This is a genomic window from Vibrio sp. D417a (assembly GCF_030248595.1).
GTDB classification, from domain to species: domain Bacteria; phylum Pseudomonadota; class Gammaproteobacteria; order Enterobacterales; family Vibrionaceae; genus Vibrio; species Vibrio alginolyticus.
The window spans coordinates 227,569-248,898 of sequence record NZ_JAHGAM010000001.1; the positions used below are offsets into that span (position 1 = coordinate 227,569).

The following is a 21,330-nucleotide window of genomic DNA, read 5'->3' on the forward strand; positions in this document are numbered from 1 at the left end:
AGTTCTCAGACCTGGCTCAACAGAGCTTAAGGTTTGAAAAATTAGTGTTTAACAAATAAGTGGCGTGGAAAGTCACACAATGTTTTTGCTCCATCATGGGTAATGACGATACTTTCCGTTGTTTCTAACCCCCAATCTTTGAACCACAGCCCCGGCATAAAATGGAATGTCATGCCTTCTCTCAAGATGGTTTTATCGGTGTCTCGCAAACTCATGGTTCGTTCCCCCCAATCTGGCGGGTAGCTCAAACCTATTGGATAGCCACAACGGGCACCTTCGCGTGAGAATCCCGCTTTATCGAGAACCTGGTTTAGTGCATTGGCGATGTCGGCGCAGGTATTTCCGGGCTTTGCCACTTTTAGGCCTGCTTCAAGTCCTAAAGTTAGGGCTTCGTCGGCTCGTTTGAACTTGTCGTCAGGCTCGCCAAGAAAAATAGTGCGTGAGAGTGGACAATGGTAACGGCGGTGCGCCCCTGCAATTTCAAAAAACGTCCCTTCGCCTTTCTTGAAGGGTCTGTCATCCCAAGTCAGGTGAGGTGCGGAAGCATCAGAACCTGATGGCAAAAGCGGCACAATCGCGGTGTAATCGCCAAAGTGGTCTTCATGCCCGAGCACGGCTTGGCGGTTAATCTCGGCAACAAGGTGGTGTTTCGGTAATCCTGGTTCAATCATGTCGAACGCGACGCGGTGCATATTTTCAACAATGCGAGCGGCACGGTACATGTATGCCAGTTCTTGATCGGATTTAACGGCGCGGCACCAGTTGACTAGTCCGGTTGCATCGAGAAGTTGAGCATTCGGTAGGTGCGTAGTGAGTGATTCGTAAGCGGTGGCGCTAAAGTAATAGTTATCTTTTTCTACACCGATACGACCACGATCCCAAAGGCGCGGAGCCAGTACGGCTTCGACCAGGAAATCCATCGGGTGTAGCGGCGGATTCATTACATAATGGTCTGGATAGTAGGTGATGTTTTCTGCCGACATATACGCAGTCCTGTATGCTCCGTTGGCATCTTGGCAGCGTCCAAACCAAACGGGTTCATCAGATGGACCAACAACGACACATTGTGGCACGTAAAAAGACCACCCATCATAGCCTGTCAGCCACGCCATGTTAGAAGGGTCATGAATGATAAGGACATCCAATTCTCTTTCTTCCATTGATTGCCGAACTTTCGTTAACCGATCCTGGAACTCATCCAGTGTAAAATGCAAAGCAACGCCTCTCATATTTTCTCCTTGTTAGAAATCCGACGCCTTATGGGCCTTCGGAGACGCTGAGGTATTTCTACCTTCTACCAGCTAGCCAGATCTGCGTTAAAAATGATTGCAATTTACCTCTGGGGTTGTATTTGGATTGAACGATGCTGTTTAACATGTTTGTTTAACCCATACATTTCATGTCAATCATTACAATTGTGGTTTATTTTTGTGCATTTCACCTCGTTTTGTGAGTTAAAGTTCGCCATTTGTTAAATGGAAGTTACAATGAGCGTTAAAAATGAATCAATTAAAATATTGTGTCATGACAATTTCTTTGAACCCGATCATTCGGCCAGGCACCGCTAAATACATCTCCATTGGTAACTATCTTGTCGAATGTGTCCGCAGTGGTTATCTAAAACCGGGGACTCGATTACCCACACATCGTGAGTTTGCAGAGCAAATTGGCGTCAGCGTACAAACGGTGAGCCATGCATATGGTTATGCAGAGAAAAAAGGGGCGATCGAGTCTTGGGTTGGGAATGGTACTTTTGTCAAATCAGGTTTTGTGGATGAAAGTACGGACACGGAGTTCATGCTGACACAAGAGATGAAAGAAACGCCGGATGAAATTGATATGTCGATTGCACATCCAGTGGTGACCGATCGCCACATTACGCTTTTTAATCAGGCGTTAATGGAGATTGCTGGGCAAACAAACAATCGTGGTTTGATCAGTAAAGCAAAGCCGGTAACAGGTCAGCCTCATCATATTGAGTCAGGAGCACGATTTCTAAGTAGCCAAGGGCTGGATGTAGGTGCCGATCAAATATTACTCACAAATGGTGCATGCCATGGTTTAACGTTGGCTTTAAGCACAGTTGTTGAACACGGTGATGTAGTTGCTTGTGGTCACTTGGTTGATCATGGCTTGATCTCTCGCTCGAGAATGCTTGGATTTAAGTTGCAACCACTTGAAATGGATGAGTTTGGTATAACGCCGGATGCATTTGAATGGGCATGTAAACACAAACCAATCAAGGTATTGTGTTGCACACCGAGCATGGCTAACCCGACTAGTGCGCATATGGATGTTGCACGCCGAGAGGCGATAGCGAATATTGCGCAGCAATACGACATCTATGTAATTGAAGATGACGTGTATGGAGCACTAGAACCTAACCGTGTCCCACCCCTTGCCACATTGTTACCCGAACAAGCTTTCTATGTCACCAGTTTAACCAAAGTTGTAGCGCCAGGCATGCGCACTGGCTATCTGACGGTCCCACGTCATTTTTTGCAGCACGCGATTGGTCGTTTAGCGGCAACGAGTTGGTCTGCGACTCCATTACCATTTGAAGTCGCTCATTTGTGGATCGAAAACGGTACGTTAAATCGACTTATTCGCTTTCAAGTCAATGAGTTTGCTAAGCGACAGCGAATAGCAAAAGCCGCTTTAGAAGGGCATGTTTATAGCTCGCACCCGAATGGACAGCACATTTGGTTGAGACTACCCGAGCAGTGGAATAGCGATGACCTGGTTGCTTCGGCAAAGCGTTCAGGGGTGCAGATCACTGGATATAAACCGTTTGTTCTCGATACTAATCAGCCAATGCCTTACGTGCGAATCAGCTTGGGAGCAGAAACAAACCGAGGCTACATCAAACACGGGTTATCTGTGATTGCTGAAATTCTCGATACCAACCCTCCCACCTCACACTTTTTGGTCTGAGCGATAGGTTATCTATGCTTTTATCTGATGGGCTTAAACGTTTGTAACTGAGTTTTTTCTTGTCGCCATTGTCTCGGCGATTTCCCCGTCCAACGGCGAAAGTGGCGGCTGAAGACCGCAGTTTCTGCATAGCCCAGTTGCAACGCGATATCGGTAATACTCTGAATATTCTCATGCAATCGCTGTTCGGCGAAATCCTGACGCACTTGTTGTAAAAGCTGCCGATAATTTGTGCCCTGTTGTTTCAGCTTGTTTTGCAGCATTCTCGGATGCAGGTCCAATGCTCTTGCAACGCGCTCAACGCTGCATTCTCCGGTTGAGAGCAGACGGCCAATCATGTTTGCTGCTTGGTCACTGAGATTGTTGGGGTAACGGGTTTGCAGCTCTTTGAGGTGCTGTTGAAAATGGCGCTCTAGTGCGTCTTCATCTTGGTGGTTCTTAGCGTTAAGCAGAGTCGCTTTAAGTAGGATACCGTCAAACTTATCACTGAAACGCAGTTTGTTCTGCTGGGCAAACTTGCTTTTTTCTACTTCCAATGTTGCGTGTTGAGTCAAATGTAGCGCGAAGTGACTTGCTTCAATATCAAGCAGACTGGCAATAAACATCGCCAGATGCGACACACTGAGCTGCATCAGCTGTGCGATACCTCGTTCGCTGTGCACATCAATATTGAGCGACAACCGTACCCAATCATCTTGTGGCGTCATGTTGAGAGTGACCCCTGACGAATGCAGATAGAGAAAATCATTCACCCGCGCCAAGGCTTCACCGACCGTTTGCGCCCGGGAAACCAGCATTGGCAAGTCTCCCAAGCTCTGTAGGTTTTGACGCTCGGCGAGCAACACGCCAAACAGCGGTTGCTGACAACGAGCAGCCGCTTCCTCCAGCAATTCAGCCAGCCTAGGGTAGGCGAGATACGTATCGGGATTGCGAAACTGCGCCGCAGACAGCCCGACGGCAGCCATAATCTCAACCGGATTCTGCCCCAGTTCGGAAACCAAGCTATCAAATTTATCGGCAGCGCCACTTCGTACGATATACATGTCTCGATTTTTAAATGTTAACAGGTTGTAAATCGTAATGTATCAAATTTACTTCGCAAAAGGTCAAGTGAGTGTCAGTGAGTTGATCTAGGTTACATTTTGATAACAACAACGCGTGGATGAGAAGGTGTATGGAACTTATCAATAAAACGGCCATTGTGACTGGGGCAGCTGGTGGAATTGGCCAAGCCATCATTGCAAAGCTGAGAGAGCAAGGAGCCAAAGTGCTTGCTGTCGATATTTCAGAACAATCACTGCAAATGTACACAAGTTTTGACCCAAAGCAGTTGGGAACCTTTGTCGCGGACGTCACCGATTACCAACAAGTTGAAGCTATGGTGAAGTACGCGGTTGAACAGTTTGGCTTGCTTGACATCATGGTTAACAACGCGGGCATCGGTGCACCGAAACCTCTGCTTGACCACGACCCAATTGCCGATTTTGAGCCGATCTCTAAGGTCAACCAAAATGGCGTTTACTACGGCATTCTTGCCTCTGGAAGACAATTCCAAGCGCAAGGCACGCCGGGCGTGATCCTCAATACTTCTTCTGTTTACGCACGAATGGCGTCTGAGATGACCTTTACCTACAACGTCAGTAAAGCCGCAGTCGATATGATGACCAAATGCGCCGCATTAGAACTCGCACCATTGGGTATTCGTGTTTGCGCTGTCGCTCCGGGACGCGTTGATACTCCGATGTTAAGGCAATACGAAGAGATTGGCCTGTGGGACCACATCCGCAAAGAACAGATGCGTCAAAACTTCACACAACCAGAAGAGATTGCTGATGTGGTGGCGTTTCTGGTCAGCGAGAAAGCCAACTGTATCAACGGCTGCACCATTAGCGCATCTGACGGTTTCGAGAATTTTAAGTACCCACTTATGGGATAGGCGAGTACGCCACATTACAGCAATAGCGAGGATGTAAGTTATGTCATTACCAGAAGTTATTCAGCACCAAGATTTCTTATTAACTCTTAATACCAATGAGGAGTCGCTCATCAAAGACGCGTTACCGGGTGTGGATGTTTACCCGTTGTTTCTTGACCCAGAAAACGGTACTTGGGTGATTCGTGCCAAATTCAAGCCGGGCGTGACTTTACCTAAGCACTTCCATACTGGTGTGGTGCATTTCTATACACTGAGTGGCGCTTGGCACTACATTGAATACCCAGACCAAGCCCAAACCGCTGGTAGTTATTTGTATGAGCCAGGTGGTTCGATTCATACCTTTCACTGTCCAGAAGAGTCGGGTGGTGCTGATGGCTTTATGGTGATCCAAGGTGCGAACATTAACTTTGACGAAGAGGGTAACTTCATCAACATTATGGATGCAGGTTGGATTGAGCAAGTGGTGGTTGCCGCTGCCAAAGCGCAAGGCTTCACTGCGCGCTATATCAAACCGGGTGCGATTGCTGGCCTAAGCGATGAGCTAGCGGAGTAACCCCATGCAACAGATGAACAGTATTGTAATGCAGGATGGCCGAGTCCGCCTGCAGCAAGTCGAAATCCCTCAACCCGAAGCGGGACAAGTGTTGGTTCGCAGCCTTGCCTGTGGCATTTGTGGCTCCGACCTTCACATTACTCGACACGCGGATGAGGTATTTGATGTATTCCACCAGCTCGGGTTGATGCCTGATGAATCCGGTGAGCACGCTCAAGTGATGTTAGGGCACGAGTTCTGTGCGGAAATTGTCGAATACGGTGCCGGTACGCAGCAAACGTTGTCCGTTGGTAGCCGAGTCACCTCTGTGCCGATGTTGCTCAGTCAAAATGGCGCAGGCGTTGGTGTTACTCCGGGTACTTATGGTGCTTACTCTGAGTACTTCCTGCTTGATGAAGCGTTATTGCTGCCTGTCCCAGACGAAATGCCGTCTGAGGCGGCGGCGTTAACCGAGCCGCTGGCGGTCGGTTTGCACGCGGTCAATCGCAGTGAAATCGAAACGGAAGAAACCGCGCTGGTTGTCGGTTGCGGCCCTATAGGGCTGGCGGTGATTGCTGCACTGAAACAACGTGGCGTGAGCAATATTCTTGCGGTCGATCTTCAGGAAGAGAAACTGCAACTTGCTAGTGAGTTTGGCGCAAATCGATTGATCAACCCGACCAAGGAAGACGAGATCGCCGTTGGTGAGCAGTACGCGATGAACTCACGTCTGGTCATTTATGAGTGTGTGGGCAAGCATACCTTGATTGACGATTTTCTGCGCCGCGCCCCTGCCCGAGCGCGAATCGTCATCTCGGGTATCCATACTACACCTGCAATCATCAACTACGCGTACGCGACGGTAAAAGAGCTCGATTTGAGATTCTCTTACTACTACCAACCGCACGAGTTTGAGCAATGCCTACAAGCGATTGCCGAACATAAGTTGCCTTGGCAGAAAATGCTCACCGCCAAAGTGGGAATCGATGGTGTCGAAGACGCATTTACAAAGTTAATGACGCCAAATGATCACATCAAAGTCGTTATCGAACCTTGGCGCAGCGGCGCGTTAGAAGTGATTTAACTCTTAGCCAGATTAAGCTAGCTAAAACCAATTTTAGTTTGGTGACAGCCCCAACCGTAGCAGCTAGGTTGGGGCTTTTTTGTTAGGCCTGTTCTGCGCATTCCTGTTGCAGAGCAGGGTAATCGGTGTAGCCTCGTTCGTTTCCGCCAAACAACGTTGAGCCATCGAGTTCTGCCAACGGATGGTGATGTTGCAAGCGAGAGACTAAGTCTGGGTTTGCTACGAATGGCCGTCCGAATGCGACAAGATCCGCGTAACCTTTCTCTAATACTTCGTTTGCTCGTTGAGGATCGTAGCGACCGGCAACAATAATAGCGTTGCGAAAGCGCTTTCTAAGTTCGATTCGAAACGTCTCAGGAATCGTTGGTGCATCGGCCCAATCGGCCTCGGACAAGTGCAAGTAGGCAATGTCGCGCTCCTGTAGCTGTTTTGATGCCTCTAGGATCGTTGGCACGATATCTGGGCAGTCCATATCTTTAAACGTAATGAATGGTGCCAATCTCACTCCAACTCGATGCGCACCAACAGCGGCGATAACTGCATCCACCACTTCGATAAGAAAACGGATACGATTTTCTCGTGAACCGCCGTAGTTGTCTGTTCGATGGTTTGAGTTGGTTCTTAAGAACTGATCGATCAGATACCCATTCCCGCCGTGGATTTCTACACCATCAAAACCCGATTCAACGGCGCGTTTGGCTGCGTTCGCGAAATCACCGACAACTCGGTTGATATCCGCTTGTGTCATTGCGCGTGGCTCAACACAATCGACCATATTGCCGTTGCCTTGTTCATCTGCAATCCAAACTTGCGTCTCTACCGGAGCGAGCGCAGATGGTGCGATAGGCTGTTCACCATTTTGGAATGTTGGGTGAGACACTCTGCCCACATGCCATAGCTGACAAAACATCGCTGCGCCTTGTAATTTGACCGCTTGGGTCACACCTTGCCAGCCCGCCACTTGCGCATCGGTGTAAACGCCAGGTGTGAACGAATAGCCTTGAGAATCGTCCGAAATTTGTGTGGCTTCGGAAATGATCAGCCCGGCAGAAGCGCGCTGTTGATAATACGTTGCCATCATCTCATTCGGGATGTTGCCCGGCTGAGTGGTGCGTGCGCGGGTCATTGGTGCCATGACAATGCGGTTTTGTAGTGACAACGCTTTCAGTTGAGCTGGTTCAAACAGCTTATTTGTTCTTTGTTTCATGTTGCGCTCCTTAGATAAGTACTGGCACGTTGGTCGCTTTACGAGCGGTTGCCATCCAGTGAAGTACGGCTGGATCCCATTGCACTTCGGGCGCACTGAAAAAGCCGCGTAGAATGGAAAACATAATGGCTTGATCAACCAGTGACGTTTGCTTTTCTGAACTTAGGTTGAGCAAGGGTTTGGTTTGTTCTATCAAAGCGGCGACTTCTTTCGCAATCGCTGGTGTATCGTTAATCAAGGCTTCAAAATTTAACGCTTCGGTTTCTTTTTTTGCACGCCATGCTTGTTTAGCGGTTTCTGTTGCAAATTCCGGTAACGTCATGTTTGACCAACGCGGATATCCGACTTTTTGTAGCGGTAAAAACGCTTGTTTTTGCCAGTCTAAAACCGGTGCTGAGGGTTGGCTGCTTTCATTGGAAGATGCCAATTCAAGGAAGTAGTTGATGATGTCTAAGCTTTCCGCCATGGCTTCACCATCGTCTTTGATCAAAAGAGGAACTTGTTTTGCGCCGATGATGTTTGTGGTGGTGCTCTCGTCGTCATAAGCAATGTTGATGACGTCGAGTTGAATATTCAGCATGCCTGCAACAAAACGGACGCGGGCGCTAAAGGGGCAATGTTCATAAATGTACAGTTTCATTTTTTGTTTCCTATCTCTTGGCTGGGCAGGGCGTGTTGTTGTGCGTTGAACAGCGTTACGGCGTTTAACTTTGCCCTGTCACATAACGTTCTGGGTCTAAACAATGTTGATAGGGTCAGTATATGGATTCGACTTAATTTGATAATTGGGTTATATCTGAATTGATTATTCAGTTTTTCCAAATAATAAGGGCGCGAAGATGGATAAGTTTTCGGATATGACGTTGTTTGTCAGCATCGTTCAACATCAAGGTCTGGCAGCGGCGGGAAGGGAGTTAGGTTTGTCTCCGGCGACGGTAACGGCAAGGCTGCAAGCGATAGAAGAACGCTATGGCGTAAAGCTGCTCAACCGAAGCACACGCCACGTATCACTCACGGACGCAGGGGCAATGTACCATCAAGCTTGTCTGAACATCATTGATAGCGTGAAAGAGACGGAAAACTTACTGCAAACGGGTATTTCGGAAGTGCGCGGAACGTTGAAAATTTCAGCTCCACGAGATATTGGCAAACAAATTATTTCGCCGATGGTGTCGGCTTTTTCTGAGCAATATCCGGATGTGACGCCTTATCTTTATCTTAATGACAATTTATCGAACTTGGCTGAATCGGGGCTCGATTTGGTGATTCGTTACGGCGAGTTAGCAGACAGCAATCTCATTTCGCGCAGGCTGGCGTCGAGTCAACGCGTGCTGTGCGCGTCACCTGATTATTTGTCGAAGCAAGGTGTCCCAAACTGTCCACAAGATCTCGCGGATCATCGCTGCTTAGCCATGGTGCGCAGCAATGAAGAATTAAAAACGTGGCACTTTAAAGATGAAGAGTCTCACCAAACGATCACGGTTACGCCAAAGCGCTTTTCTGATGATGGTGAAGTGATTCGACAATGGGCGTTGGACGGTGCGGGGATTGCGTTGAAATCGATTTTAGATATTCAGCAAGACCTCAAACAACAATGTTTAGTAACGGTTTTGGATGGGTATATGAAAAACTTCAGCGCCTTCTCGCAAGGCGCTGAAGCGGATCTGCATGTCATTTATCAGAGCCGCCAATATCAACCGAAAAGAGTTCGCCTGTTTTTGGACTTTCTAGTTGAGCAATTTAGCGCGCTGAGTGATGCCAGCAATCAGATCTAGATGCGATTCAGAGGTTTCTCGGCGGTGGCGATAAATCCCGACGGTGCCAGGGTTTGGTTCGTTTTCCATGGTTAAGCATCGTAAGCCAAAGGATTCCAAATACGGTTGCAGATGGCGGGTATAAGACATCACCGCGACGCTTTCTTTCAGTACATCAATACTGGCGAGCAGAGAATCCACTTCGTAAGTCGGTCTGTCATCCAGTTGCTGCCTTTCGCGTTCATTTTGTTTCGGGATTGGGTTATCGATGACGTGAGCGAATTTCTTAGCGTCATAAGTGACCGAAAGAGCGGGGTATTCGTGCAGCATTTCTTCGGTGACGGTTTTCCCTAGCAGTGGATGGTTTGAGGAAACAAAATAGGCATCAACCGTTTGAAATAGTGGAATAAACGTAACATCGCATTTAGACGACAAGCCGACAATCTCGTGGCCGATGAAGAATTCAATCTGTTCGTTGATTAATGAATCCATCAAGCCTAAGTGGTTGCCAAATTCGACGTGCGTAGATGCCGAAGGCTGCTTGGTCAGATGTTCATTGAGTGCTTGTTTGACGAATAGCGGCCACCACGCATCGCCAGTACCCATTTTAATTTTTCCGACTTGGTACTGTTTCCGTTCATCAATACTTTGCATCATTTGGTTGTATTCATGCTGCATCGCGTTGCTATGGCGATAGAGGATGCGTCCGTATTCGGTCAACACCATGCCATTAGGATGGCGTTCAAACAGCGTTACGCCGAGATTCTCTTCCAGCTTCTTTAAATTGCTTGTTACCGTTGGCTGGCTTAACCCTGCCATTCTTGCCGCAGCGCTGATGCTTTGGCAGCGTGCAACCAGTAAAAATTGCTGCAGAGATTTGTCCATTTTCTTTCCCCTCTAAGAACGAGGGGTATTTTGCACAATTTCATTTATAAATCACAAATCTGTAATCTCATTTGATTGAAATTATGCGCATTTCATAGATCTACATCACTGTTGGGGTCTGACGTATAGATGTTATCTATAGCTCGCTCCTGACTTCCTATTTTCCCCTCAAAAAGGTGTTCTTTAGACTGTCACCAAAACAACAATCTAAGGGATGAACATGAAACCGAGTTTTATTGCGCTTGCTGTCGCGTCTTGTATTGGTCTTGCTGGATGTGGGTCAGATTCCTCTGATGCGCCAGTGTCAGTCGACAAACCAATTATTTCAGCCGACTTATATTTACGTGGTTTAAATGGGGATTGGGGCACGGCAGAGCATGCCAAGCTAAACTATTTGGGTAATAACGAGTACGAAACCGTACTGCGCGTCGCTCGAGGTAGCAATCAGTTCAAGATTGCTGATCCGGGTTGGCAGATCCAATACACCTATTTTGAGGAGCCCGCGGCGTTCGATAAAGCTCAGGAGTACCTACCAAAACCAGACACGAATGAAGCGTGTATGAACGATGATTGCAACTCTGAGATCACGTTTGAAGACAAAGGGTATTACAAGTTTTCTGTGAGCTTTACCGATGAAAGTCGCGCGACAATGACTGTGACGAAAGCAACGCAAGAAGAAGCGGAAAAATACTACTCTGATGCGATTCTCGACCCTGCAATGGTGCATGAAGGGCATCAGAGCAAAGAAGTGAAACTGTTCGCCAATTACGATGACTCGAGTGATACCGTGATTTTCTCGGTGAAAGATCCTAAAGCGGAGCTGCGTGAATTTGGTATTTCAACGACGACAGAATTGCGTGATGCGCTCGACCAAGGCTTAGTGATTAATGAGCAAACAGGGCCGCGAGTGGTGTCGGGTGATGTCGCGTTTGACGCGTTGTTTGCATTGACGATGAAAGAGCTAGACCAGCTTGCCGTTTCTGAAATCAAAGACGGCAATTACAACTACAACAACCCAATCAAAGCGGAAGTTTTTGAAACGGGCGCGAAGTGGCATTACGTATGGACGCGTGATTTGGCGTACGCAGCAGACCTTTCGCTTGCATTGATGAATCCAACTCGCGTGCAAAATGGTTTGAATTTCAAATTGTCTGCTTTCCGCGACACGACCGATCAGCAATACGATGGCGAGCAGATTGTGCAAGACACGGGCACGGGCGGCAGTTGGCCAATCAGTACCGACCGCACGACTTGGGCGCTTGGTGCAGAACGCTTACTTTCGGCATTGGATGGGGAAGAGTACAACCAATTTGCTGAGCGCGCTTACAAAGCGATCAGCAATACACTTGAAGCCGATCGCCTGGCGGCTTTTGATGCGAAATCCGGTTTATACACTGGTGAGCAATCATTCCTCGATTGGCGTGAGCAAACGTATTCAACGTGGACGCCAAACGATGTCAATACGATTGGTAGCAGCAAAGCGTTATCGACAAACGTGGTTCACTACCGCGCGATTCAGCTCGCGGCTAAGTTGGCAGAGAAGTACGATTCAACCAACGCGGTCAAATACACCGATTGGGCTGCACAGCTAAAAACCGCTATCAACGAGCAGTTTTGGAATGCCGAACGCGGTATGTACGTAAGTTATTTGTTTGATAATGGCAAAGACATCGCGGTCGACAAATATGACATGTTGGGCGAAGCACTTGCGATCATCAGTGGTGTGGCAAGTGATGCGCAGGCGAAACAAATCATGGCCAATTACCCACACAGTGAGTTTGGTGTGCCGGTTTACTTCCCTCAGCAACCGGACGTGCCTGTGTACCATAACCGCGCAATTTGGCCATTTGTTACCGCGTACAGCTTGCGCGCCGCGCATCAAACACAAAACGTGGCAGCAGTGAACAATGCCATTCAATCGTTGGTTCGTGGTACGGCAACTAATTTATCCAACATGGAAAACTTAGAGTGGCTTTCTGGTAAGTCATTCATCATCCATAGTGATCATGGTGAAGATCCAAGCTTGGATGGCCCAGTGATTAACTCTCAGCGTCAGCTTTGGTCTGTGGGTGGCTACTTGAACATGGTGGTAGAGACCCTATTCGGCATCCATACCGAAACAGGTAAGTTGGAAGTGAAGCCATTTATCACAAGTTGGGTGCGCAATAATTTGTTGGCTCAGTCTGAACAAATCACGTTGGAAAACTTTGCCTTCAAAGGAAAGAACTACTCGGTAACGATTGACTTGCCTGAAGTAAGCAAAGATGAAACAGGTTACTACCCAGTTGAAAATGTCACGATGGACGAAGAGGGGCATTTCCACGTGACACTGGGCGCGCTTGTGAATGTAGATAGTAGCATTACTTTAGTTTCTGGGGTGAAACCGTATGTGAGTGAAGATAGCCGCGTATATTCTCCGCAAGAGCCAACATTGGTGGTAAAAAGCGTTGATAATTCGGTTTCGATTGACGTGACGAGCAAGTACAACGTGAACTTGTATCGCAATGGCGAGCTGATTCAAAAGAACGTGATTGCTCAATCTTATTCCGATACGCCAACAGGTTTTGCTTGTTATTTGGCTGAAAGCATTAACGATAAAGGCTTCCGTTCTAACCCAAGCCAACCAGTTTGTGTCGGTGAAGAGATCCGCATCAAACTTGATGGCGAATATCAGCCACTCAAAGACAATATCTCAGTGGTTACGGTGAGCAAAGAGAGTGGCGTTGTAAAAGGTTCAGAGTCGTTTACAGCCCCTGTAACGGGCACTTACCAGTTTGATGCTTGGTACAACAATAACCTAGGGCAACTTAATACTGGCATCACGAACACCGTGAAACTGTTAGAGGTATTGGATGATGCAGGTAAAGTGGTTGATCAAGGTTACTTGCAGATGGGCCATATTGGTGAAAACCAAGGTATGCGTTACTCAACGCCAATAGAAGTGACGTTGGAGCAGGGAAAAACCTATCAGATCGCGTTGAAGGACCACTTCAATATGAGTTACCTCAAATCGAATGAAACCTACATTTACGCTGGTGGTATTGAGGGTGAAAAAAACGAAGCGCAAATCGCAGATATTCGAATCACACCTTTAATGTAGGCTGTTTTAACAAAGCAGTGTTCTAGAAAACTGTGTTCTAAGAAAGACAAAGCCGCTGAGATTATCAGCGGCTTTGTTGTATTTGCTATCGGTGGCCGTTTACAGATTAGTTTGCAGCCTGCGGACGAGGTTTACGGCGCTGACCTGACGGTTTGTTTCCTGCAGGCTTAGCATTGTTTGGCTTGCGGTTACCAGACGGTTTACCAGCGTTGCCACTCTTATTACCGTTTGGTTTATTTCCACTCGGTTTATTGCTATTTGGTTTGTTGCCGTTAGGTTTACGGTCATCTGGTTTACTGTTTGCACGACCTTGGCCTTCACGGTTGCCTTTAGGCTTGCCCGCACCGCCCTGGTTGGTGCTGTTTTTGTTGCCGTTGTTACCACCGTTGAAGCGACGTTTAGGTTTGTTTGCACCATTGCCTGCTTTCTTTTCGGTTGCCGGAGCGTTTTCGCCCGCAGCATTTGGCGCTTTTGGTTTTTTCGGCTTCTTAGGTTTTTTCGGTTTGATTGGGCGCGTATCCAGTTTAGATTCTGGCACCACATTGGTTGGCGCAAAACCTTCCAACTCTTTACGTGGTAGTACTTCTTGAATCAAACGTTCAATCGCAAACAACTCAGATGCTTCTAGCGCACACACCAGTGAAATCGCTTTACCTACTTCGCCCGCGCGGCCAGTACGACCAATACGGTGAACGTAGTCTTCTGCCACTTTCGGTAGCTCAAAGTTCACCACTTGCGGTAATTGCGGAATATCGATACCGCGCGCAGCAATGTCCGTCGCGACCAACACACGAATTTCACCCGATTTGAAATCCGCCAGTGCTTTGGTACGTGCGCCTTGGCTCTTGTTGCCGTGGATGGCAGCAGCCGGTAGATTTTGTTCGATCAGGAACTTCGCCAGACGGTTTGCGCCGTGTTTCGTTTTCGTAAACACCAGCACTTGCTTCCAATCGCCGTCTTTGATCAATTTAACCAACATCGGTGCTTTTTTCTTCACGTCTGCAGGGTAGATACTTTGCTCAACCGTTCTCGCCGTCGAGTTCGCCGGGTTCACTGAAATCTCAACCGGGTTGTTCACCAAGCCTTTCGCAAGGTCGCGGATTTCATCCGAGAAAGTTGCCGAGAAAAGTAGGTTCTGACGCTGTTTTGGTAGCAGAGCTAGGATCTTACGAATGTCACGGATAAAGCCCATATCCAACATACGGTCTGCTTCATCCAGCACTAGCACTTCCAGTTGGTCGAACTTCACCGCATTTTGGTTGTACAAATCCATCAGGCGCCCTGGTGTCGCGACCAACACATCCGCACCTTTGCGAAGACGCAGCATTTGCGGGTTGATCTTCACACCACCAAAAACAACTGCACTGCTTAGTGGAAGGTGACGGCTGTACATAAACACGTTTTCTTGCACCTGAGCCGCAAGCTCACGTGTTGGCGTCAGGATAAGTGCACTAACTTGGTTAGCACGAACGCGAGGGCCGTTCGATAAACGCTCAAGAATCGGTAGCGTAAAGCCTGCAGTTTTACCTGTACCAGTCTGCGCTGCTGCCATTACGTCTTTCCCTTCCAAAATAGCAGGAATTGCTTTTGCCTGAATTGGCGAAGGGGTGTCGTAGCCTTTCTCTTGAATAGCTTTAAGGATTGGAGCAGATAGACCTAACGAGGTAAAACCCATATGTATGATTCTCAATTGTAGAGTTAGATAACAACGCGCCGAAAACAAATCGGTACGAAAAGTGCGACATTCTGAGGCTTTTACGCGCAGGCTTCAACTAATTCCGTCATGGATAAATATTTGAACTGGATCTCATTTCTTTTTGGCAGGCAAAACTGATAACTGGTTTGATCGATCGATTGAATGGTTTTACGTTGGCGATGCCCATTCTTACATCGTTATCACGGCATGCAGTTTGAGTTTATCGAATGCTTTTCGGAGCAAGGGGGACGCTTGATCCTTTCATTACTCCGCTTTTGCATGCGTTAAAAACGCACTCGTCAATTGCTGAAAGAGCGAATCTACCGATGGGCGGTCGGATATATGATGGAAGAGCGGTGTGTGGACATCACCACGAATATCATCGTCATGACCGCAAAGCTGATTACACATTCGTACTGGTACGACAATCTTCTCGACGTCGGCATCAATCAGAATGCATGCTTGTGATAACACCACTTGTCCACCGCCTTTTTTAAGTAAAACGCGCTGCGCGGTTCCCACGATTTTTTGCCCGTCAATGTTGAGGTTGTACTCGCCATCGCAGTAGGAATACGGTGTAGCATGAACATCCACTTTCACGCCGAGCTGTTCAAAGAAAACCGTTAATATCGCACATAAATCGAGATACGCTTTTTTGATGTTGTAAGGCTTGCCTTCTGGCCAGTGGTAAATGTGGGATAGATTGATAATACCTGGCACCTGAGGGACTGGGGCACCACCGGTTTTACGAGAAAAGAGTTTCCAGCCAGACGTATTTAACGTATGTTCTAACTCATTAGACACTGGCCATTTCTTACCCGCGGGAAGCACGAGCGTTGGGTTTTTTACTTGCCAAAGCAATAGCACTTGCGAGAGTTGGTTGGACTGAACTTGTTTAATGAGCTCATCTTCTTTGTCAAATGCATCAGCGACTTCCGTAGCTGTGTAGCGAATTAGCTTATTTTTAACAACCAAACTCTATCCCTCGCGGCTATTTAATCGTTACTGTTGTATCTCAGATACAGCTTTATTGCTAGGTCTGAGTGATTAGGCTTTTGCTCGCTAGCTGCATGATCACCTTTTGGATCTTTTCCGTTGTCCATTAATTCTGCTTGAACACGCGATAAAAAGTTTTTGCTAGTCATCACATCAGCCATTCATAAAATCTGCCATCTATGAAAATTTTTGGCGATATAAGTATGAAAAAGCGAGTGATGACTCTCGCGTTAGCGGCATCATTAACGGGATGTGTGACGTTCCCAACTCAAGAATCTGAGCAAGTACAGGTGCTTTGGGACAATGTGAATGCGATTGAAAACTGTGAACTAATGGGTACCGTGATCGGCTCAGAAGGCCACTTTTACGACTATTGGCTTCACGCCGATAAAGACATGGTTTGGGGGACGCTAAACCAAATGCGCATCAAGGCGGCGGATTTAGGCGCAGATACCTTGTACTTATATCAACCGTTGAGCTTTTCTACGTCAGTGACGATGTTTGCAAATGCTTACAAGTGTAAACAGTAGCTATTGGCTTGAAGACAGGCGCTGCTCGCCTGTCTTTGATGCGTTCTACAAATACTGGAGACTTTGCGTTAATTAACGTTTGCTGTCGCTACCGCTGATGTATCAGAGAACGACAATGTAAAGTCTCGCTCGGTATTAAGCACTTTGGCTGGAAACTCTAAGCTCAACTGCGTATGTGGCGCGACTTCTGAAGCAATGCTAGTAACGAATTTTCGGGTTTCTCCAGGAGAGATCGATATGTCACTTCCACCTTGTGATGAGAGCTCAGCGATACCCATTGTTTCAAGTGTGTTACCTGCAGTATCCGCCAGGTGTAATAAAGATTCTGACTTGTAGATTAATTCTCCACTTTCTGTGCGATATGCATTAAACGTGTTGAAATTTGGTTGTAATGATCCTTGTGATCCAATGTTAGTAACGGAAAATGTCACATTAGCGCCATCAAAGTTCTCGACTCTTACGAGTACGTTACCGTCTTGGTAACGAGCGGCTGCCGCCGCAGTTGCTTGATGTTTCTGCCTCTGTTTCTCTTTTTCAATGTCGCTTAACTGTTTCTGCTCATTAGCGATTCGATTCTTTGCCATGTAGTACGACTGATCGACCATTGCTATTAAAGCGGGGATTGAATACAAAGTGAGGCCTTCCAAATGGTCAAAGTCGATTTTGGCATGTTGAGTACGTTTATGATTAGAAAATTGGCAGTAACCATCAATCAAACTGATGAAAGCCACTTCAAAAGTGCCCTGTAATCGGCTTACTTCCTGTGCTGCTTTCTCTAGATTTGAGCGGACTTTCCGAATCTCTTCCAAACTCTTTTGTGAAAGACGACCGTTTGGCGATACGTCGTTAGAAACCGAAACCAGTTCTTCGGTCACAAATGGATTGTTTTCGGCTGGAATCACCGTAGTTATACGGTTGGATTTGGTGATGTCTTCGCCCAATAGAACCATCATTTTTTGCGATGCGGCGGTTGTGTTGCCCGCTAATACGTCACTACAGTTTGGCGACGTATTGGCATACACGGCGAATGCGGTAAAAAGTGAAAGTGTAACGGACCAGCCGATGGTGACGAGTCCTGTCGTGGTTCGAGTATTCATCCTGATAACCCCTCTGTCATTTGGTGCGATTCACTGACGTAATTGCCAATCAAAAGATTGGCTCGCGACATTCAGAATGGTTCTGGTCAACCCTTCGTAGTGGGTCTGCCCACAGATGCTTTTTTAGTCGTTTATCAACCGCTAAGCCACGATTGATAAAGTGTCTGAAATTGAGAGCATTAACGCTGCGAAGTTGATGTCTTTGACTGAAAGATAGACGTAACTTTTCTAACCATCAAATACGTGATTGAGTTCTCATTTTTATATGAGTGAGAGGTTCAAGAGAAAACAGGCACTTACTGTAGAGAGTTGATTTGAAGGAAAAATATAAATTTTTTGGGGAACTTTTTTGATGCTGCCTTTGAGACTTTTTCGAATCTCAAAGGCAGGTTCTTACACTCGCGCTCAATTACAACGTGTTGAGGACATCCGCGAGTCGAGAGACAGCTGTCGTCAGTTCTTCTGGTGTAGCATTGGTAAAGTTAAGACGCAGAGCGGCTTTTACCTTTGAACCTTCTGGATAAAAGACCGGGCTCGGCACTACGGCAACCCAGTTTGCGAGAAGGTTTTTCGCCAGTTCGAAGGTGTCGCATTCTGGAATTTCGACCCAAACGAACATACCACCATCGACGGGTTTGAGTACGCAACTTTCTGGCAGCTGTTTTTGCAGTTCAGCAAACATGACATCGTAACGTGATTTGTAAAGCGCACAGATGGTTGAAATGTGCGTTTCGAAGTTGTCATGTTGCAGTAGACCATGCAGCAAAGCTTGCATAGGAATACTAGAGTGCAGATCGGCACCTTGTTTAATTTTGATGAGTGGCTCAAGGTAGCTACTCTTGCCCGTAACTACACCAATACGCAAGCCTGGTGAAGCTATTTTGGAGAAAGAGCGCAATACGATGGAGTGCTGCGGGCAGAAATCCGAAACTAGCGGCAGTGCTTCACCAGAAAAACGCAGCTCGCGGTATGGTGCGTCTTCAATGAATGCCACGTCGTATTGGATACAAAGCTCGGCAACTTTTTGGCGAGTCTCTAGCGCCCAGCATACGCCCGTTGGGTTGTGAAAATCGGGTACGGCGTAGAACATTTTTGGTTGCTGCGTGGCAAAGCATTGTTCGAGTTCTTCAAGGTTTGGACCACACTCGGTTTGTGAAACGGTCACGATGTTGGCTTGCACTAGACCGAATACTTGCATAGCACCAAGGTAGCTCGGTGCTTCCATCACCACTTTATCGCCCGGATTCACGTACGCACGCGCAATCAAATCTAGCCCTTGCTGAGAGCCCGTTGTGATCATAGCCAAATGAGATTCCGGCAGCTGGTAATAATCGGTCAAAAAGTTAAGTAGCGGGGCGTAGCCTGCTGTTGCGCCGTATTGAAACACCTCTGGCATATTCGCGAGGTTTTCGAGCGTCGGTTTCATTAAGTCGATCGGGAAGGTTTTTTCGTCCGGCAAGCCACCTGCAAGAGAAATGACGTTCTTATCGCTCGCTGCTGCGAGGATCTCTCGGATGTAGGATGACTTAGTTTGTTGTAATGACTGTGCGATTTCCATGTGCTGTGCTTCTCGTAATTGTCTTTTTTTATGTCAGAAATAGTATAGGTAAATTGCCAAGCTTGGTGTGTCCATTTATGCTGTTAAACATGTCCATTTATGCTATTTGAGCGAAAGTTTACTCCGTGAGCCATCAACAAGTTTCCAGAATCAATGACGTGCTGTTTTACATTCACCAAGACATTAGCAGAGATTTATCGGCTAAAGAGCTAGCAGATGTAGCAGCCTATTCTGAACAGCACTTCCATCGTATTTTTAAAGATGTGGTAGGGGAGTCTGTCCATCAATATATCCGTCGCACAAGAATGGAATACGCCGCCAATCAACTGATGTTTGATACCAGCTCATCGGTGTTAGACATTGCTAACAAGTGCGGCTTTAGCTCGGTATCTTCTTTTAGCCGAGCGTTTAAAGCAACGTTCGCTATGTCTCCTGGCGCGTGGCGAAAACATGATTTACAAGTCGCAGAAAAGCCGTATCTAAAAGATCCGGAAGTGGCTGCGGGTTATCATCGGGTTGCTAAACGCGAGTTGCCAGAACCTAAAATTATGGAGGTTCCACAACGCTTTGCGGCTTATGTGCGGCATGAGGGTTATAGCCGTTCCATTCGCAATGCGTGGCTGATTTTGAAGGCGTGGGCAAGCTCTGAGAATCGGGACTTTTCGGTTCAATACGGTTTGCATCACTCCAACCCCGCTTGGGTTGAGCTCGATAAGTGCCGCTATGTAGCTTGTATGGCGATTGATAAGCCGCTTAAAGTACGCGGTGTCGTGAATCAAATGACGATTCCGGGTGGTTTGCATGCTGTTTTTCGCTTAACAGGGGTATATGGAGAGCTTCTTCCTCAATTGAGTATGGTGTTAGAGAAGTGGTTGCCGAATTCAGGCTTTAAGCAGCGTTCTACTCCCGCTTATGTTCACTATCATAAAAACCATTTCCTTAGCCATGATGAGGCGTTTGAGCTGGACTTCTATCTGCCCATCAGCTTTTTCTAATTGGAGTCTTTATTTACTATCCGTAAGGAATAAAATGCTAAGCTCTATATGATGATTTTTTACAAATAATTGAAAATTAAATGAACATCGATCATGTAAAGCTATTTGTCCGTTTGGCTTCGACACACAACATCAGCATGGCTGGTCAGGAGCTTGGACTTTCTCCTGCTGTCGCTAGTGCGCACATCAACAAACTTGAGGACAGCTTAGGAGTTCGTTTAGTTCATCGCACCACACGCAAAGTTTCCTTAACTGAAGAAGGGCAGGCTTTTTTACCTCACGCGGAGGAGGTCCTTGCAACAGTGGAGGCAGCAAGGGGAGCTGTTGGCTCAGGGCAGAGTGCGCCAACGGGAGTATTACGTATAACCGCCTCTGCAACTTTTGGTCGCTTGCATATTGTGCCCGCATTAAAAGGTTTTATGGCGCGTTACCCAGGGTTAACCGTGGACTGCCGATTTTCTGATTCCATTATTGATCTGGTTGAGGGAGGTTTTGATGTCGCCATTCGTGTCGCTGAGTTGAAAGATTCTTCATTGGTCGCAAGAAAGCTTGCGCCAGATCGTCGTATTATCGTTGCATCACCAGATTATATTGAACAATTTGGGAGACCTAACAAGCCCCAAGACTTGAAGAATCATGAATGTATTAACTTAGTTGGAATGAATAATTGGTCATTCAATACAAAAGATGGAATGTTCAATGTAAGAACTTCTGGTCGTTTTAAAACCGATAATGGTGATGCGATGAGAGACGCGACGGTAAACGGGTTAGGTATTTCTATCAACTCGGTTTGGAGTGTTTATCAAGAATTACAAAGTGGTCAGCTAGTGGAAGTACTCGAAGATCACCCTTTAGCGATGGATGCTGGGATTTGGGCTGTGTACCCAAGCTCTCGTTTAATTGCGCCTAAGGTGCGTGCCTTTATTGATTACTTTGCTGAATACTATGGCACGCCACCTTATTGGGAAGAGGTTTAAAAGTCACAAAGACCATAATCCGTGCTCAGTTGGAATAGCAAAAAAGCAG

The 21,330-nt window shown here is 47.0% G+C and carries 18 protein-coding genes; 9 read left to right on the forward strand and 9 right to left on the reverse strand.

Annotated features, from left to right (window positions below):
- Nucleotides 1-41: 41 nt before the first annotated feature.
- The gene (gene doeA, locus KI742_RS01090) at nt 42-1,229 is read right to left on the reverse strand and encodes an ectoine hydrolase DoeA (protein ID WP_005373780.1); all 1,188 of its coding nucleotides are present in this window, start codon (nt 1,227-1,229) and stop codon (nt 42-44) included.
- Nucleotides 1,230-1,500: 271 nt separating this feature from the next.
- Here doeA and KI742_RS01095 point away from each other — a divergent pair, with 271 nt between their 5' ends.
- On the forward strand, nt 1,501-2,934 hold the full coding sequence (locus KI742_RS01095) for a PLP-dependent aminotransferase family protein (RefSeq protein WP_081248204.1): 1,434 nt from the start codon (nt 1,501-1,503) through the stop codon (nt 2,932-2,934).
- A gap of 20 nt (nt 2,935-2,954) precedes the next feature.
- Here KI742_RS01095 and KI742_RS01100 read toward each other — a convergent pair whose 3' ends face one another.
- Nucleotides 2,955-3,977 (reverse strand): AraC family transcriptional regulator, encoded by a 1,023-nt coding sequence (locus KI742_RS01100; protein ID WP_132937005.1) that lies wholly within the window; start codon nt 3,975-3,977, stop codon nt 2,955-2,957.
- A 131-nt stretch (nt 3,978-4,108) separates the two neighbouring features.
- On the opposite strand from KI742_RS01100, the gene KI742_RS01105 reads away from it, so the two are divergent.
- The 3 genes from KI742_RS01105 to KI742_RS01115 are packed head-to-tail and all read left to right on the forward strand — an operon-like array spanning nt 4,109 to nt 6,486.
- Nucleotides 4,109-4,870 carry an SDR family NAD(P)-dependent oxidoreductase gene (locus tag KI742_RS01105; RefSeq protein ID WP_132937006.1) on the forward strand — a complete coding sequence of 254 codons (762 nt, stop codon included), beginning with the start codon at nt 4,109-4,111 and terminating at the stop codon, nt 4,868-4,870.
- Nucleotides 4,871-4,910: 40 nt separating this feature from the next.
- Entirely contained in the window at nt 4,911-5,423 is a 513-nt protein-coding gene (locus tag KI742_RS01110; protein WP_132937007.1) for a 2,4'-dihydroxyacetophenone dioxygenase family protein, read from the forward strand.
- A gap of 4 nt (nt 5,424-5,427) precedes the next feature.
- On the forward strand, nt 5,428-6,486 hold the full coding sequence (locus tag KI742_RS01115) for a zinc-binding dehydrogenase (protein ID WP_213901420.1): 1,059 nt from the start codon (nt 5,428-5,430) through the stop codon (nt 6,484-6,486).
- A gap of 82 nt (nt 6,487-6,568) precedes the next feature.
- Here the strand turns inward: KI742_RS01115 and KI742_RS01120 are convergent, their stop codons facing one another.
- Complete coding sequence (locus tag KI742_RS01120; protein WP_213901421.1) at nt 6,569-7,693, reverse strand: alkene reductase; 1,125 nt, start codon at nt 7,691-7,693, stop codon at nt 6,569-6,571.
- A 10-nt stretch (nt 7,694-7,703) separates the two neighbouring features.
- On the reverse strand, nt 7,704-8,333 hold the full coding sequence (gene grxB / locus KI742_RS01125) for a glutaredoxin 2 (protein WP_029825713.1): 630 nt from the start codon (nt 8,331-8,333) through the stop codon (nt 7,704-7,706).
- A 199-nt stretch (nt 8,334-8,532) separates the two neighbouring features.
- On the opposite strand from grxB, the gene KI742_RS01130 reads away from it, so the two are divergent.
- Nucleotides 8,533-9,468, forward strand: coding sequence for a LysR family transcriptional regulator (locus tag KI742_RS01130; protein ID WP_262606700.1), 936 nt, complete (start codon nt 8,533-8,535; stop codon nt 9,466-9,468).
- Here KI742_RS01130 and KI742_RS01135 read toward each other — a convergent pair.
- The gene (locus KI742_RS01135; protein WP_029852941.1) at nt 9,421-10,332 is read right to left on the reverse strand and encodes a LysR family transcriptional regulator; all 912 of its coding nucleotides are present in this window, start codon (nt 10,330-10,332) and stop codon (nt 9,421-9,423) included. The genes KI742_RS01130 and KI742_RS01135 overlap by 48 nt on opposite strands.
- A 220-nt stretch (nt 10,333-10,552) precedes the next feature.
- On the opposite strand from KI742_RS01135, the gene KI742_RS01140 reads away from it, so the two are divergent.
- Nucleotides 10,553-13,432 carry a Six-hairpin glycosidase-like protein gene (locus tag KI742_RS01140; RefSeq protein WP_276431529.1) on the forward strand — a complete coding sequence of 960 codons (2,880 nt, stop codon included), beginning with the start codon at nt 10,553-10,555 and terminating at the stop codon, nt 13,430-13,432.
- A gap of 106 nt (nt 13,433-13,538) precedes the next feature.
- Here the strand turns inward: KI742_RS01140 and KI742_RS01145 are convergent, their stop codons facing one another.
- Both KI742_RS01145 and KI742_RS01150 read right to left on the reverse strand, forming a co-directional pair.
- Nucleotides 13,539-15,107 (reverse strand): DEAD/DEAH box helicase, encoded by a 1,569-nt coding sequence (locus KI742_RS01145; protein WP_285384953.1) that lies wholly within the window; start codon nt 15,105-15,107, stop codon nt 13,539-13,541.
- A gap of 285 nt (nt 15,108-15,392) precedes the next feature.
- Nucleotides 15,393-16,103 carry a lipoate--protein ligase gene (locus tag KI742_RS01150; RefSeq protein WP_262640820.1) on the reverse strand — a complete coding sequence of 237 codons (711 nt, stop codon included), beginning with the start codon at nt 16,101-16,103 and terminating at the stop codon, nt 15,393-15,395.
- Between the two features lie 224 nt (nt 16,104-16,327).
- On the opposite strand from KI742_RS01150, the gene KI742_RS01155 reads away from it, so the two are divergent.
- Nucleotides 16,328-16,654, forward strand: coding sequence for a DUF4156 domain-containing protein (locus KI742_RS01155; RefSeq protein ID WP_025767966.1), 327 nt, complete (start codon nt 16,328-16,330; stop codon nt 16,652-16,654).
- Nucleotides 16,655-16,722: 68 nt separating this feature from the next.
- Here the strand turns inward: KI742_RS01155 and KI742_RS01160 are convergent, their stop codons facing one another.
- Nucleotides 16,723-17,751: a hypothetical protein gene (locus KI742_RS01160; protein WP_262640821.1), complete on the reverse strand. Its 1,029-nt coding sequence runs from the start codon at nt 17,749-17,751 to the stop codon at nt 16,723-16,725.
- 409 nt (nt 17,752-18,160) lie between these two features.
- A complete protein-coding gene (locus KI742_RS01165) occupies nt 18,161-19,309 on the reverse strand; it encodes a PLP-dependent aminotransferase family protein (protein ID WP_017819834.1) in 1,149 nt (382 codons plus the stop codon).
- 125 nt (nt 19,310-19,434) lie between these two features.
- Between KI742_RS01165 and KI742_RS01170 the strand changes: the two genes are divergently transcribed.
- Complete coding sequence (locus tag KI742_RS01170) at nt 19,435-20,304, forward strand: GyrI-like domain-containing protein (RefSeq protein WP_005387011.1); 870 nt, start codon at nt 19,435-19,437, stop codon at nt 20,302-20,304.
- A gap of 80 nt (nt 20,305-20,384) precedes the next feature.
- Complete coding sequence (locus tag KI742_RS01175; RefSeq protein ID WP_213903226.1) at nt 20,385-21,281, forward strand: LysR family transcriptional regulator; 897 nt, start codon at nt 20,385-20,387, stop codon at nt 21,279-21,281.
- Nucleotides 21,282-21,330: the final 49 nt, after the last annotated feature.

Bases quoted from the DNA above. Each gene is read 5' to 3' on its own strand.
- KI742_RS01130 (WP_262606700.1), top strand. From the start codon at position 8,533: ATGGATAAGTTTTCGGATATGACGTTGTTTGTCAGCATCGTTCAACAT.
- KI742_RS01155 (WP_025767966.1), top strand. From the start codon at position 16,328: ATGAAAAAGCGAGTGATGACTCTCGCGTTAGCGGCATCATTAACGGGA.
- KI742_RS01140 (WP_276431529.1), top strand. From the start codon at position 10,553: ATGAAACCGAGTTTTATTGCGCTTGCTGTCGCGTCTTGTATTGGTCTT.
- KI742_RS01110 (WP_132937007.1), top strand. From the start codon at position 4,911: ATGTCATTACCAGAAGTTATTCAGCACCAAGATTTCTTATTAACTCTT.
- KI742_RS01165 (WP_017819834.1), bottom strand. From the start codon at position 19,309: ATGGAAATCGCACAGTCATTACAACAAACTAAGTCATCCTACATCCGA.
- KI742_RS01105 (WP_132937006.1), top strand. From the start codon at position 4,109: ATGGAACTTATCAATAAAACGGCCATTGTGACTGGGGCAGCTGGTGGA.
- doeA (WP_005373780.1), bottom strand. From the start codon at position 1,229: ATGAGAGGCGTTGCTTTGCATTTTACACTGGATGAGTTCCAGGATCGG.
- KI742_RS01145 (WP_285384953.1), bottom strand. From the start codon at position 15,107: ATGGGTTTTACCTCGTTAGGTCTATCTGCTCCAATCCTTAAAGCTATT.
- KI742_RS01100 (WP_132937005.1), bottom strand. From the start codon at position 3,977: ATGTATATCGTACGAAGTGGCGCTGCCGATAAATTTGATAGCTTGGTT.
- KI742_RS01160 (WP_262640821.1), bottom strand. From the start codon at position 17,751: ATGAATACTCGAACCACGACAGGACTCGTCACCATCGGCTGGTCCGTT.
- KI742_RS01115 (WP_213901420.1), top strand. From the start codon at position 5,428: ATGCAACAGATGAACAGTATTGTAATGCAGGATGGCCGAGTCCGCCTG.
- KI742_RS01135 (WP_029852941.1), bottom strand. From the start codon at position 10,332: ATGGACAAATCTCTGCAGCAATTTTTACTGGTTGCACGCTGCCAAAGC.
- KI742_RS01175 (WP_213903226.1), top strand. From the start codon at position 20,385: ATGAACATCGATCATGTAAAGCTATTTGTCCGTTTGGCTTCGACACAC.
- grxB (WP_029825713.1), bottom strand. From the start codon at position 8,333: ATGAAACTGTACATTTATGAACATTGCCCCTTTAGCGCCCGCGTCCGT.
- KI742_RS01095 (WP_081248204.1), top strand. From the start codon at position 1,501: ATGAATCAATTAAAATATTGTGTCATGACAATTTCTTTGAACCCGATC.
- KI742_RS01120 (WP_213901421.1), bottom strand. From the start codon at position 7,693: ATGAAACAAAGAACAAATAAGCTGTTTGAACCAGCTCAACTGAAAGCG.